Origin of the sequence: Dyadobacter sp. (assembly GCF_039919315.1) — a bacterium.
Taxonomy (GTDB): Bacteria; Bacteroidota; Bacteroidia; order Cytophagales; family Spirosomataceae; genus Dyadobacter.
Genome location: NZ_JBDSFX010000020.1, coordinates 38,162 through 51,830 on the forward strand (window position 1 = coordinate 38,162; position 13,669 = coordinate 51,830).

A 13,669-nucleotide genomic window follows, 5' to 3' on the forward strand; every position below is an offset into this window, starting at 1 on the left:
AAAGTCAAACATTAGTCAGTAAAGATTTCAGTTCAATATGTCTCAGCTTCAGGAAAAAATAAAAGCGCTTGCTAAGGAACAGTCAGCAGATATCATTGCCCATCGCCGTCACCTTCACAGTATTCCGGAATTGTCATTTGAGGAATTTAAAACGGCTAAATATGTAGCTTCCGAGCTGACAGCCATTGGATTACAACCGGAAGAAGGCGTTGCGGGTACTGGTGTCGTGGCGATTATTGAAGGGCGGAATCCTGAAAAAAGAGTCGTTGGCCTGCGGGCCGATATGGACGCGTTGCCCATTTTGGAAGCCAATGATGTACCTTACAAATCTACCGTTCCGGGCGTAATGCATGCCTGCGGACATGACGTGCACACGTCTTCGTTGCTGGGTACTGCACGCATTTTGAACCGGCTGAAAGAGGAGTTTGAAGGAACTATAAAACTGGTTTTTCAACCCGCAGAGGAGAAAGCGCCAGGCGGAGCATCACTCATGATTAAAGAGGGTGTTTTGGAAAACCCCAGACCTGCCAGCATGGTAGGACAGCACGTAGCTCCTAATATTCCGGTTGGCAAAATAGGTTTCCGTGAGGGAATGTACATGGCCAGTACGGATGAATTATATCTGACAGTTAAAGGAAAAGGCGGTCACGCAGCGGCCCCACACCAGCTAATTGACCCGGTACTGATGGCTTCACATATCATTGTGGCGTTGCAGCAGATCATCAGCCGTAACCGCAATCCTGCCAACCCAGCGGTACTTTCTTTCGGTCGCTTCATTGCCGACGGCGTTACCAATGTGATTCCTAATGAAGTCACGATTCAGGGAACATGGCGTTGTATGGACGAAGAATGGCGGGAAGACGGTTTGAAAAGAATGAAAAAAATGGCCGAAAATATCGCAGAAGCCATGGGCGGAAGCTGTGTTTTTGAGATCGTGAAAGGATATCCATTTCTCAAAAATCATCCCGAACTGACGAGACGCGTACGCACGGCCGCTACCGGTTATGTAGGCGCAGAGAACGTGATCGACCTGGATCTATGGATGGCCGGAGAGGATTTTGCATTCTACTCACAGGTTGTAGATTCCTGCTTTTATCGTCTCGGCACCCGCAATGAAGAAAGAGGAATTATATCCGGCGTGCACACGCCTACCTTCGATATTGACGAGAGCGCATTGGAAATTTCAACCGGACTCATGGGCTGGCTGGCTATTTCTGAATTGGGTGTTTAGAAATATAGCGTTTGAAATAGCTATTGATTTTCAGGCTGATCACACCCAGAATAGCTTCTTTAAATATTCCTCTTGACATTTTCGAAGCACCTTTGGTCCGGTCGGTGAAAATGATCGGTACTTCCACAATGTCAAATCCGAATTTCCAGGAGTTAAACTTCATTTCAATCTGGAATGCGTAACCGATAAACCGGATGTTGTCCAGATTAATGGTTCTCAAAACTTTTGCAGTGTAGCAAATAAAGCCGGCGGTAGGGTCCATGATCTTCATCCCGGTGATCATCCTTACATAATAGCCAGCAAAATAAGACATTAAAACCCTGTTGATCGGCCAGTTCACGACATTAACGCCTGTAATGTAACGCGACCCGATCGCTACGTCGTGACCTTCCGTGGCGCAAGCATGATAAAGGCGGATGAGGTCCTCAGGAGGATGGGAGAAGTCCGCATCCATTTCAAAAATATACTCATAACCCTTTTCCAGGGCCCATTTGAAACCATGGATGTAGGCGGTACCGAGACCCAGTTTTCCTTTTCTTTCTACGATATGGAGGGAGCCGTCATATTCTTTCATTAATTCCTTCACAACTGCGGCGGTGCCGTCGGGAGATCCGTCATCGATAATCAGAAGGTCAAACTTATGCTTTAAGCTAAATACTTTTCGTATGATGGCTTCAACATTTTCAATCTCGTTGTAGGTGGGGATTACTACAATACAATTGTTCACAATCAAATGATGGTTAGAAGTTAAATGTGTGATATAGAAGGATATATGCGATTCAAAGCTTAATATTATTATTTTTCTCCCGAATCTCAATTTTCTTGTTCACTTTTTCATAAATGCGTGTCATAGTCTGCGGATGCGTCATATAGTAGGAATAACTTTCTCTGTAAAGCAATGTGTCCACCTTATACTTTTTCCAGATATCGTTTTTGAGTTGGTTAAAAATCATTAAAGACGAATCCAGGGATCTCAATTGAAGCCTGTTCACCCGCGATTCCGCCAAATGGATATCCGTTAATATGGTCGCCATCTGCTCTTCTGAAAGTGTATTTTTAGGTGGTTTTTCTTCATCTACGCAGCTTGAAAAAAGCAAACAACAGAAGAGAAAAAGGATTACTTCATTCTTGAAATTCATAGTAGGACGCAGCATAACTCTCAAAATGCATATCTTTGTTAAGGTACACCTGGTAACAAAGGTGGTAATTTTTTCGGAAAACTTATGTTTGAGCAGTTTTTGGGAAAGCTTAGAAAGTATGAAATCCGGATGCGGAAAGCGGTGACCAGTGAACGTCACGGCAATTTTCATTCGGTCTTCAAAGGTTCGGGCCTAGAATTTGACGATCTCCGGCTTTACCAGTATGGGGACGACGTCAGGGCCATAGACTGGAACACTTCTGCGAAGGGACACGGTACATTCGTTAAGATCTTCAAAGAGGACAAAGAGCAGACCGCCTTCTTCATGCTGGATGTGAGTGCTTCCCAGCAGGTAGGGGAAGTGAACAGGCTCAAAATTGACATTGCCAAAGAGATCTGCGGAGTTTTGGCGCTATCAGCCATTCAGGAAGCAACACGGGTAGGTTTGCTGTGTTTTTCCGATCGGAATGAGCGCTATATCAGGCCTTCCGACGGAATGAAACACGGGTACGGGGTGATTTCGGAATTGTACAAATTAGTCCCTGAGTCAACCAAAACCAACATAGCCGAAGCAATCCTGATCACATTGAATGTGCTGAAACGGCGTAGTCTTATATTCCTGATCTCCGACTTTATCGATAGCAATTACCAGCACAACCTGAAAGCACTGGCAAGAAAGCATGACCTCATTGTCATTCATTTGTACGACTCCCGGGAAGTGAATTTACCAGGACTTGGTATTATTCCCCTATACGACGCCGAAAAGCAAAGTACCGTATGGGTCAATACATCTTCAAAGAAATACCGTGAAGAAATGGCAACCCGATTCGACGTGAGAAGCTCGGAGCTAAAAAGGCTCTGCCACCAAAACCGGGCAGACTACATTTCGATCAATACACAGGAAGACTATGTGCCTGCACTTATCCATTTGTTTAAAGTAAGGCGTTATACCAAAAGTAATGCCCAGTCGTGAAATGGATAAAATAGCTTTTTTCTATCTTCGAATATGGCTGATCTGTCTTTTCGCATCGAACATTCAAACTGCCTCAGCTCAGCGGATTAAGCCCACGGGAATTTTCCTTTCGGATAGTGTTGAGGTAGGAAAACCAGTCTATTTTTCGCTCATTGCCCGTCACAAGCCAGAGGTTGAGGTTTTCTTTCCTGACTCATCTTACAATTTCTCGCCTTTCGAAATCATATCGCTGAAAAGCTTCGTTTCAGTCACCGATGACAGGGGAACGCTAGACAGTGCAGTGTATCAGCTAGTGTCATTTGATGTTGCCAAAGTACAGGCACTCAGAATGCCGGTTTATATTTTTCAGAAAAAGGACTGTACTGCTGTGTTTACCGTGCCGGATTCTGTTTTTTTGATCAAAAGCAACATACTGGATTCGAAGGAAAAACCGGTCTTAAAAGCCGAAACAGGCCTGTCGCCATTAAGCAGAGAATTCAATTTCTCTATGCTGATTGGCTCGATAGCATTGATCATCGGCGTAGTGGGAAGCATTTATTGGGTTTTCGGACAAGATATATACAAGCAGTGGCAGCTTGTGAAATTGCAGCGGCGACATTTGGAATACCTGCGGTCATTCAACAGACTGATGCGGAATGCAAGGGAGAGAAGCAATATTAAGGATGCAGAAAAGGCAATTATTGTCTGGAAAAATTACCTGGAACGACTTGAAAAAAAGCCATTTGCAACCTATACTACCCGCGAGATTATGGACAATATGCCCGACGATGATCTGGCCGACGCATTGAAAAATATGGACGGCATTGTGTATGGACAGGAAAAATCCAAAAACATGGATGTGTACCTCGAAGTGCTGAAAACCGGTGCAACGCGACTGTACCGCGCCAAAAGAAGATTCATCCTCGATACCCAGATGACCTGATAATTTCCTATGATAGACCCATGGTTTTCACCCAAATGGTTTGGTTATGAGGCGCTGCGCTCATACGAATGGGTGTACCCATATTTTTTATACCTGCTGCCGTTAGTTCCTATCTTGTTCTGGCTGCGAAATGCATTTCATCGCAATCACAAGCAGCGGCTCACCATTACTTATACTTCGGTAGATGGTCTCAGAAGCTGGCTTACCCTTTTGCGCTTCGTTCAGCCTGTTTTCGTAGGATTGGCCATTTGTCTTATATTGGTTTCCCTGGCGCGGCCGCAGGTCATTTCAGAGCGCAGGGACCAGTATTCAGAAGGCATTGATATTATGCTATTGCTGGACATTTCGGATTCCATGATGGAAAAAGATTTAAACCCTAATCGGCTGGAAGCGGCGAAAAGAGTGGCGAGGCAATTCATTAAAGGACGTTTGCAGGACAGGATCGGGCTGATCATTTTTGCTGGGGAGGCAGTGTCGCTTTGCCCGCTTACTACGGATTATGAATTGCTTTATGGTTTTTTGGATGAAATTAACCCTGCCATGATCCCTACTGCCGGAACCGCAATAGGCAGCGCGCTGGCCGTGGCCGTGAACCGCATGAGAGAAACACCGGGAGAGAGTAAGGTGGCCATTCTGATCAGCGACGGCGACAATACCTCAGGTAATCTGGGGCCGGCGACTTCGGCGCAGCTTGCTAATGCATTTGGCGTAAAAGTGTATACGATTTCTGTGGGCCGAGCCAAAAAAGGTGCACGGACAGACAGTATTAGTGTTGGAGGCGCGTTAGTAGATGAAGGGGAGCTACAAAATATTGCAGGTCTGGGCAATGGAAAGTATTTTCGTGCTACCGATAATACCGCTCTTGAAACAGTGTTTAAACAAATAGACCAGCTGGAAAAAGTTAAGTCGCGGGACGTGTTGTCGCGGGATGTAAGTGACTTTTACAGAATTTATCTTTACTGGGCAGTGTTGTTCCTGCTCCTGGCGATTGGGACAAAAAGTACCTTTATGTCGAATATTCTGGAAGATTAATGCTGAAATCTTATTATAACATTGATGTAGTTGAAGCTGGCCTGGACGAGGTGGGGAGAGGGTGCCTGGCCGGTCCGGTTGTAGCAGCCGCTGTTATTTTGCCAAGAGATTACAAGCATTCATTTCTGAATGACTCCAAGCAACTCACGAAAATTCAGCGCCTTGAACTCGAAAAGGAAATAATCCGTGAATCGATTTCGTGGGCTGTCGCAGAAGTGGATAATCTTGAAATTGATAAAATTAACATTCTGAAAGCCAGTTTTCTGGCCATGCACCGTGCGGTTGACAAGCTGAGAAAGAAGCCGGAACATCTGCTTGTGGACGGAAACCGGTTTACGCCGTATCCGATGATCCCGCATACATGCATCATCAAAGGCGATGCACATTACCTGTCCATTGCAGCGGCATCTGTACTGGCCAAGAATTACCGCGATGAACTGATGTCCAACCTGTCTGCACATTTTCCGCATTACGGCTGGGAGCATAATGTTGGTTATCCTACCATACATCACAGGAAAGCCATCGGCCTACACGGTCCTTGCCCATATCACCGCATGACATTCAAATTGTTAAAAGAAGAACTGGATCAGTCGGCGGAAGAAGCGACGGAAGATTTGGGTTTTTTATAAAGCGGAACGGTACTGCAAGGCTCCCCGAACATGAGGCTTTGAACCACAGGCTTTAATATCCTGCTGATCTCAACATAGGCTGATATGGGTACTTCCACCTTGCTGCATCCCTTTACTACCACTCTTTTTCCCCGGTATTCCTCAGGATCAATTTGCTGAATAGCGTTTGTGAAGAGCTTGTCTTCCAATGCATTCAAATCTCCGAAAACAATGGTGTTAGCAAATGGTTCGAGCTGTACCGCGAGCAGCATATAAGCCCAGGTAGGGACTATTGCATCCTCTGAACAAATAATAGCGATGTTTTGGTCTTGATATTGTGCCCAGTCATGGGCTTTAAGGAATTCGCGGAAATCTTTTTCCCGGAGTATCATTCCCTGCCAGAGATTATCTTTGATATCGTAAAGTACACGCTCGCCGGGGTGATATAGTTCTTCCAGATCCAATGAAATAATGCCACTGCCTGCAACCCGGTTTACAATTTCCTCTGTTTCCATCTTTAAACTTTGTTTTTCAAAAGGCTAACAACAAAAAGATAGAGATTGTTTGTCCGCGGGCTGAAAATGAATTTTCTCAGGCATTTATTTTAGCCTTTTTGGGCGCCGGAGACATAAAATCTTTCAAATAATAAGGTTCAAAAGTCGCCACGTCCTCAAATTGGCTATTCTCAAATGCCCTGACAGCCAGGCTTCCTATCGTTCTGGCAGACGGCCGGATGTTCTGGTCAGGAAATACAGCACTGGGATGATCGAAAAGCAATGGTTTGCATTTAGCCGCTCCATCACCGAAAAACACAACCTTGTTCTCTTTCAGCAAGCCCTGGAAAGAATCGGCATCCATGATAACGGCCTGCGTTGGCTGTACAAATTCATTCTGATCATTGAAAACAGCTGAGTAAACTTCCATTCTACGCGCATCGATCATCGGACAAAGCAAATGTCCTGCATAGAAAGGAGAGAGCTGTAACGCCATTGCTTCCAAAGTATTTATGGCGATCAATGGTTTTTCCAATGCATAGCAAAGTCCTTTCGCGGTGGATACGCCTACCCGCAAGCCTGTATACGAGCCCGGGCCTTTCGCGATCGCGATCGCATCCAGGTCTGATAAGCTATAACCAGCGTCCTTAACGACATTTTTTATAAGCGTGGTCAGCATGGCGGACGATGACTTGTCGGTATAAAGATCGTAGGATGCGAGTAAGCCGGTATCTCCGTGAAGCGCCACGGAGCATCCGCGGATCGATGTGTCAATACTTAATAAGAGCATAAAAAGAGAAGCCCGTCAGGTTAGTGACGGGCGGAATGTTATTTCTTTTTCAGGATTTCGTTGTAGCGGGCGGAGTCTTTAAAAAGGGCAAGAGCAGCTTTCACTTCCGCATCTTCATTGAAGGAAGCTTCCCGCATTCCTTTTTCAAGGTAGTAATGTTTGATAATCTCCTCTTCCACAATCTGTTTGATCTCTGGTTTGAAAATCTGCAAATCGTTGTCCTTGCTGTGCGTAAGTTTGGATTTCAACGCTTTCAATTGATCCTCGATCACTTCCAGGGACTTTTCTTTCTTCGCAGACGCTTCCAGATTGTTCAGGTCCCTTTCAACCTGTGTGGTATAGTCGTACTCCTTGTCTCCCAACCATTTCACGAATGCTGCATACTCGGCATCAGACAAGTGAAATTCCTTTGCAGGTTTAATTGTAGGATGTTCAAAATGATATTTCACGGCATAATCGAAGAACAGGCGATTACGGCCCAAAGACGTAGCTAATGGTGAATAAGTCTCTTTTTCTGTGATAATGTCCGGCAGGATACCGCCGCCATCGAATACCGAGCGCCCGTTGCTCGTTTTGAATTCAGTCATCAATGAATCAGCAATTTTACCGACACTGCCGTCATCATTACGGTGGCTATAATCGATCGCCTGAATACACCTGCCGCTGGGAATGTAATATTTGGCAGTTGTAATCTTCATCTTAGTATTAAATGAAAGATCGCGGGTAGTTTGTACCAAACCTTTTCCGTAAGTACGTTGCCCGATCAGCACGCCGCGGTCATAATCCTGAATAACCCCTGAAACGATCTCTGCCGCGGAAGCGCTGCGGTTATTAGTCAGTACAACCACCGGAATTTCGGTATCCAATGCAGGATTATAGGCCGTGTAGGTTTTGTTCCATTCACTCACTTTACCTTTGGTAGAAACGATTTCCTGACCTTTTGGAATAAAAATATTTGAAATTTCAATGGCCATATTCAGCAAACCTCCCGGATTGTCACGGAGATCGAGGACGACATATTTCATCCCTTTTCCCTTCAGCTCCTGAAATGCATTGCGAACTTCGCGGGATGCCGTAGCCGTAAAATCTTTCAGGTCAATATACCCCACATCTTCACTGATCATGCCATAATAAGGAACATTGGTCACTTTCACGATGTCGCGGTTGAGCGATATTTCGAGTGGTTTGGTAATCCCGTAACGTTTTACCGTCAGGGTAACGCTGGTCTGGGTCTGGCCTTTTAATAGTTTTCCGGTATCAAAATCTTCTCTGGTCGAAAGGTCTATTCCATTGATTTTTGTGATTTCGTCGCCAAGTTGTAATCCCGCTTTTTGTGCAGGGGTATCCTCATATACCATCATTACTGTATGCTTTCCTTCCGCAGAGTTAACCATCGCCCCAATACCATTGTATTTCCCGGTGGTCATCGTCATATAGTCTTCAATATCATCCTCCGCATAATACACGGTGTAAGGATCCAGCGACCGCAGCATGTTATCGATACTAGTCTTAATCAGCTGATTAGGGTTGATTTCGTCGACATAATAGGCATTCAGCTCCTTGAACAAAGTGGCATATATATCGAGGTTACGCGCAATTTCGAACAGGCGGTCGTCCTGCCGGAAGGATACAAATGCAAGACCTGCAATAACTGGTATGGCCAACCAGATTGAGCGAAAATACTTTTTCATCTATGTTCAGGAAATTAGATTGATTTTTTCGGATGCGACGCAGGCAATCTTTCAAGTCTTTTGAGCGATTGTTTCATGGCCGTTTCAATAACGTCGTAAGATGTTATTTCTTTTGCAAGATACAAAAAAGCAATGTATGAAGGTCTTGATTCCGTGGGTAATGCAAGCAGAGATGCTTTGTTGAGGCGGTAGCATTCGCGGCAACGGCGGCGTACCAGATTCCTGTCAACAGCTCTTTTGAACTGCTTCTTGGAAATAGAAAAGAGCACTTGTGGAAAGGGGGGAGGAGACTGCATGTCATAGATATACAGCACTCTAAAAGGAAAAAGGTAGAACGTATGAATCTCCGCACTACCTCTCTGGAAAAGCCTTCCGATAAGACGGGGGCTGCACAAACGTTCCTTTTTACCAAATGTTTGTTTCAAGTCCTTGTAGAAAAAAGTGTCTGACAAGTTTGAATATGATCGAACTTGTCAGACTATGAAAAGACTATGCGTCCCCGACTATGCGTCTCAGACTAACGTCCTCTACTTAAACTTTCAAACACTGATTATTGCTTATGACGTTTTTCGTCAGACACCGTCAGTTTCCAACGGCCCTTTTTGCGACGACCGGCAACTACTTTACGCCCGTTTGCCGTGGACATTCTTTCACGGAAACCGTGCTTATTTCTCCTCTTGCGATTCGATGGTTGAAAGGTACGTTTCATCTCAGTATCAAATTATTGCGATATAAATCTCTTCTACCCGTAATTTTGGCTTGCAAAGGTAGACAAATATTTAAATTAAGTCAATGTTTAACTCGAATTTTAAAAAATATATGCTTGTAGGCCTCATTTATAGAAAAACTTCTTCTTGAAATACCATTCTGCGCAGCCGTTATTCACTTCCATGGACGCCCACGCAGGGTCCCAAAGGTCGGTAACGGACAATATAGTGTAGGGCATATTCTTCAATTTGGGGACATAAACCTGTGGTTCTTTGGTATTCAATACGAGTGCCGTTCTGGCCACCATTTCCTGATTGTAGCGGTAAGCCCGACCGGTAAGGAGGTCGGACCAGGCCGAGCGATAATTGAAATTACTTGCATAAACCGTCAGAAAATATAGTCCGACAGCCCAGCCGAGGACGCCGAGACTGGTGGCGATTTTCACATTAGGTTTTTCCATTGCCCTGAAAGTCAGTACAAATACATTGAAAGTCCAGCCGATCAGCGTCCAAAAATTGATCACACACTGCCCGCGAAGATTTGGCGGCTCCGCAATGGACCAGTAGGAGGGAAAATAGCTTAGATAAAGGCATCCTGCGAAAATGAGCAACGAAAGTATGGGGTTAACCGACAAAAATTTGAACTCTCCTTTTTGTCTGGAATGATAAAGTTGTGCGGCCAAAGGGATCAGTACCAATGTCAGCACGCATAAAGTCGGGGCCATTTTTGAAAAATTATGAATACCCCACACCAGGCTGTTTTTTAGCGAAAAGATCAGATTGTATTTGAGCGGAGTAGGATACAGTCCGGATTCAGCCCTGGCGCCATTACCTGGTGCCGTTACGGACAACACGCCAAAAGCCAGTGTAACAATGCTGAAAAGCAACTCCTTAGTCTGCAATTTCTTATTGATTATACTGCGGAAAAAGAAAAGAGAGCCTGAAAGTATTACCAGCCAAACCAGTGTGTATTCATTCATACCGATCAGCAAAATGAGTCCCAGGGATATTAGGACGACATTTTTACTGCTGAGTGTAGGGTAATGTCGGAAAAGGTAGGCGAAAAAGTAGAGCGTACCAATGTCGGCAACGGTGTAGTAGTAGCCGGTATACCAATAAAAATATCCTGAAATGGCAGGCATTTCGGCAAGCATTACAAAGAGTAAAAGGAATGCAAAAAGCCCTGTTTGCCAGGCAGAAAATTTGTTCAATGTCAGTGCTTTTACAAAACAAAAAAAGGCATGCACGTATAACAGCAGCAGCACGATCGGCGCAATTTTGTAACCCAGGTAAGAGTCGTATGCGAGTGGCTGTGTGGAGGATATCAGTGTGCCTATGTAGCGGCCTGACCATGTTTTCCAGTAATGTTGCTGGTAGCCCCAATACCCCAGATCCTTCACAGCGAGCGTGTGACAGTAATCGTCAGTGGTTGGAAAAGTAAAGAATGAGACTCCCACAAAAGGCAAAAGAAGTACAACAAAAGCCGTTACAAGCAACTTTTGTTTGTTGCCGGGATTTTCAAACCAGGACAAATTGATCATAAGTAAAAGTTTCTATTTCTGACGTCAGGACGATAGTCAAACTTAAAACATTTATTTCTAATGACAGCAGTTTTGCCCCGCAAGCATACGCGATTCATCAGTCGGTTGACTGAACGGTTCGTATTGAAATTAGACGGTTAAATCAGATTTTGTTTTTAAAAAGATGAAGGTTGTCGTCCGGGAGGAAGAATTGTTATGCGGATGGAAATACTAGTGCTGAGTAGTTCTTGTAGAACGATTCCCGCATGTCTTCAATGTGATTATTGATGAGCCAATTGCGAAAATGCATGTCATCTTCCATTCTGTAATGGACGATTTTTCCCTCGGAGAGCACCAGGGTGAATGTTTTTTGAGTTTGTAGAAATTTCTGTATCTGAGCAGCACCATGTTCAAATCCGGAAAAATATGAGGTTGTGGTGGTAGTCATTTTCGTGCTTTCGTCATAATACGGCCGAAAGATACGAGAATGTGGCTTTTGTTGTAGATAATTTGTAGAATTATTTTGATTATTTAGAGGGGAGTAGTTCTTCTTGTCTTGGCAATCCTCCAAAAATCCGTCCAACGGGTAAAAAGAGGAAAGCCTAATCAGTTAATAAATAACTAATTAGGCTTTTTCTGTGTAGCGGGAGCTGGACTCGAACCAGCGACCTTTGGGTTATGAGCCCAACGAGCTACCAACTGCTCCATCCCGCGGTGTCGTTGAATTGGAGTGCAAACATACAACATTTGTTTTGAAGAAAACAACTATTTTTGTAAAAAAATATTAGAAAGTCGACTCTAACATTCTGACATCAACATATGAGTTTTCAATTTAGCGCTGCCGGTTACGGGTGGCGTGTGCATCAGGTGCTGCTGATCAGGCTGCTTGGCATCATGATTTTATTTACGGTCTGCCGGATTCTGTTTTATTGGTTTAACATTTCCTTTTTTCCCGGGATTGACGCTAGTCAGGCGCTTAGGTTATTGCTTGGAGGATTGCGTTTTGACACTGTAGCTGTACTTTACACCAATATTCTCTACATCGTTTTAATGCTCGCTCCTTTTACTTTCAAGTTCAGGAGACAATATCAGAAAGTACTGGATTACCTTTTTATCGGGACCAACAGCATTGCCCTGCTCGCTAACTGCGCCGACTTTATTTACTACCGCTTTACGATCAAAAGAAGTACCTGGACGGTTTTACAGGAATTTTCACATGAAAGCAACCTTTTCAAGCTTTTCCTCGGCTTCCTGTTTAATTATTGGTATGTTTTCGTGATATGGGTTTTGCTGGTCATCGTGGTGATTTATTTTACCAAAAAGTGGAAGGTTACTGACCGACCTACTAAACCCGCCTGGCAGGTCTTCCTGATTCACAGCGTATTGATGGCGGGATCCGTTTTTCTTTTTATAGGAGGGGTAAGAGGCGGATTTTTGCACAGTACCCGACCTATTACATTGAGTAATGCAGGTGAATATGTGAATAAGCCGAAGGAAATGTTCATTGTTCTGAACACGCCTTTTTGTATTTATAAAACATTAAAACAAACAGATTACGTACGGGTTACATTTTTTACGGACGATGATGAACTGAACCGTATCTACACGCCCGTCCACACCCCTGAGACTAACGGTCAGCCATTTCAGCCTAAGAATGTGGTCATCCTGATATGGGAGAGTTTTGGAAAGGAGATGGTAGGTAGTTATAATCATCACCTTGAAAATGGGAAATATGAGGGTTACACGCCTTTCATTGATTCGCTGATGCTGCATAGCAAGGTAAATTGGTATTCGTTTGCAAATGGTGCCAAATCTATCGAAGCGATCCCGTCGGTGCTCACTAGTATACCTGGAATGGTCGAGCCATTTGTACTGACGCGGTACACGGACAACAAGCTACCGAGCCTGCCGGAAATGTTGCAGGAGAAAGGATACAACACCTCTTTTTTCCACGGAGCTCCCAACGGATCAATGGGTTTTCAGGCGTTTACAAACCTGATCGGCGTAAAAAATTACTATGGAAAAACCGAGTATCATAATGATGCGGATTACGATGGCATCTGGGGTATTTGGGATGAAGAGTTTTTGCAATTCTGGGGTAATAAAATGAATACGTTCAAACAGCCCTTCATGAGTACATTGTTTACCGTTTCTTCCCACGACCCCTATAAAGTTCCTAGGCGGTACAAAGGAAAGTTTCCCAAAGGAGTGTTACCTATCTATGAAACAATGGGCTATACCGATCAGTCATTGCGGAAGTTTTTTGATCATGTGAAAACAATGCCGTGGTTTAAGAATACCCTTTTCGTCATTACTGCTGATCATTCGGCCACCTTTGCGCATTACCCGGAGTACCAGACAGCCGCGGGGAATTTCTCTGTCCCGATACTTTTTTATGCACCGGGCGACACCACAATGAATGGTATTGATCGTACCACATTGGTCCAGCAGATTGACATTCTGCCATCGGTACTGGGCTATTTACATTATGATAAACCCTTTTTCGCGTATGGCAAAAACATATTTGGCAAGATGCCTTTGAACTTTGCCGTGAACTATGACG

General features: G+C 44.3%; 15 protein-coding genes and 1 tRNA gene. 6 read left to right on the forward strand and 10 right to left on the reverse strand.

Annotated features, from left to right (window positions below):
* Positions 1–37 precede the first annotated feature (37 nt).
* A complete protein-coding gene (locus ABIO93_RS05525) occupies positions 38–1,231 on the forward strand; it encodes a M20 family metallopeptidase (protein ID WP_348065274.1) in 1,194 nt (397 codons plus the stop codon).
* Here the strand turns inward: ABIO93_RS05525 and ABIO93_RS05530 are convergent.
* Together ABIO93_RS05530 and ABIO93_RS05535 are read right to left on the reverse strand one after the other, a co-directional pair.
* On the reverse strand, positions 1,209–1,958 hold the full coding sequence (locus tag ABIO93_RS05530) for a polyprenol monophosphomannose synthase (protein WP_348065276.1): 750 nt from the start codon (positions 1,956–1,958) through the stop codon (positions 1,209–1,211). The genes ABIO93_RS05525 and ABIO93_RS05530 overlap by 23 nt on opposite strands.
* Positions 1,959–2,010: 52 nt before the next feature.
* Positions 2,011–2,370 carry a DUF4296 domain-containing protein gene (locus ABIO93_RS05535; RefSeq protein WP_348065278.1) on the reverse strand — a complete coding sequence of 120 codons (360 nt, stop codon included), beginning with the start codon at positions 2,368–2,370 and terminating at the stop codon, positions 2,011–2,013.
* Between the two features lie 84 nt (positions 2,371–2,454).
* Here ABIO93_RS05535 and ABIO93_RS05540 point away from each other — a divergent pair, with 84 nt between their 5' ends.
* From ABIO93_RS05540 to ABIO93_RS05555, 4 genes are read left to right on the forward strand one after another with little or no spacing between them, the layout of a single operon-like run.
* Positions 2,455–3,342 carry a DUF58 domain-containing protein gene (locus ABIO93_RS05540; protein ID WP_348065280.1) on the forward strand — a complete coding sequence of 296 codons (888 nt, stop codon included), beginning with the start codon at positions 2,455–2,457 and terminating at the stop codon, positions 3,340–3,342.
* Positions 3,329–4,264 (forward strand): hypothetical protein, encoded by a 936-nt coding sequence (locus ABIO93_RS05545; protein ID WP_348065282.1) that lies wholly within the window; start codon positions 3,329–3,331, stop codon positions 4,262–4,264. Before ABIO93_RS05540 ends, ABIO93_RS05545 begins: the two co-directional genes overlap by 14 nt.
* 12 nt (positions 4,265–4,276) lie before the next feature.
* Positions 4,277–5,296 carry a VWA domain-containing protein gene (locus tag ABIO93_RS05550; protein WP_348065303.1) on the forward strand — a complete coding sequence of 340 codons (1,020 nt, stop codon included), beginning with the start codon at positions 4,277–4,279 and terminating at the stop codon, positions 5,294–5,296.
* A complete protein-coding gene (locus tag ABIO93_RS05555) occupies positions 5,296–5,925 on the forward strand; it encodes a ribonuclease HII (protein ID WP_348065284.1) in 630 nt (209 codons plus the stop codon). Before ABIO93_RS05550 ends, ABIO93_RS05555 begins: the two co-directional genes overlap by 1 nt.
* On the opposite strand, the gene ABIO93_RS05560 is transcribed toward ABIO93_RS05555, so the two are convergent.
* The 8 genes from ABIO93_RS05560 to ABIO93_RS05595 form a co-directional block, all read right to left on the reverse strand.
* The gene (locus ABIO93_RS05560) at positions 5,883–6,419 is read right to left on the reverse strand and encodes a DUF2480 family protein (protein ID WP_348065286.1); all 537 of its coding nucleotides are present in this window, start codon (positions 6,417–6,419) and stop codon (positions 5,883–5,885) included. The two genes, ABIO93_RS05555 and ABIO93_RS05560, sit on opposite strands and share 43 nt — an antisense overlap.
* Before the next feature lie 76 nt (positions 6,420–6,495).
* The gene (gene tsaB / locus ABIO93_RS05565; RefSeq protein ID WP_348065288.1) at positions 6,496–7,188 is read right to left on the reverse strand and encodes a tRNA (adenosine(37)-N6)-threonylcarbamoyltransferase complex dimerization subunit type 1 TsaB; all 693 of its coding nucleotides are present in this window, start codon (positions 7,186–7,188) and stop codon (positions 6,496–6,498) included.
* Between the two features lie 38 nt (positions 7,189–7,226).
* Positions 7,227–8,879 carry a S41 family peptidase gene (locus ABIO93_RS05570; RefSeq protein ID WP_348065290.1) on the reverse strand — a complete coding sequence of 551 codons (1,653 nt, stop codon included), beginning with the start codon at positions 8,877–8,879 and terminating at the stop codon, positions 7,227–7,229.
* A gap of 14 nt (positions 8,880–8,893) precedes the next feature.
* Positions 8,894–9,331 carry a ribonuclease P protein component gene (locus ABIO93_RS05575; protein WP_348065292.1) on the reverse strand — a complete coding sequence of 146 codons (438 nt, stop codon included), beginning with the start codon at positions 9,329–9,331 and terminating at the stop codon, positions 8,894–8,896.
* Between the two features lie 98 nt (positions 9,332–9,429).
* Entirely contained in the window at positions 9,430–9,588 is a 159-nt protein-coding gene (gene rpmH, locus ABIO93_RS05580) for a 50S ribosomal protein L34 (protein WP_015813300.1), read from the reverse strand.
* Between the two features lie 123 nt (positions 9,589–9,711).
* Entirely contained in the window at positions 9,712–11,127 is a 1,416-nt protein-coding gene (locus tag ABIO93_RS05585; RefSeq protein WP_348065295.1) for a hypothetical protein, read from the reverse strand.
* 193 nt (positions 11,128–11,320) lie between these two features.
* Positions 11,321–11,554: a hypothetical protein gene (locus ABIO93_RS05590; RefSeq protein WP_348065297.1), complete on the reverse strand. Its 234-nt coding sequence runs from the start codon at positions 11,552–11,554 to the stop codon at positions 11,321–11,323.
* Between the two features lie 193 nt (positions 11,555–11,747).
* Positions 11,748–11,820: transfer RNA gene (locus ABIO93_RS05595), tRNA-Met, on the reverse strand.
* A gap of 105 nt (positions 11,821–11,925) precedes the next feature.
* Between ABIO93_RS05595 and ABIO93_RS05600 the strand changes: the two genes are divergently transcribed.
* Positions 11,926–13,669, forward strand: a 1,744-nt coding sequence (locus ABIO93_RS05600) for an LTA synthase family protein (RefSeq protein WP_348065299.1), incomplete at its 3' end; no start/stop codon positions are given.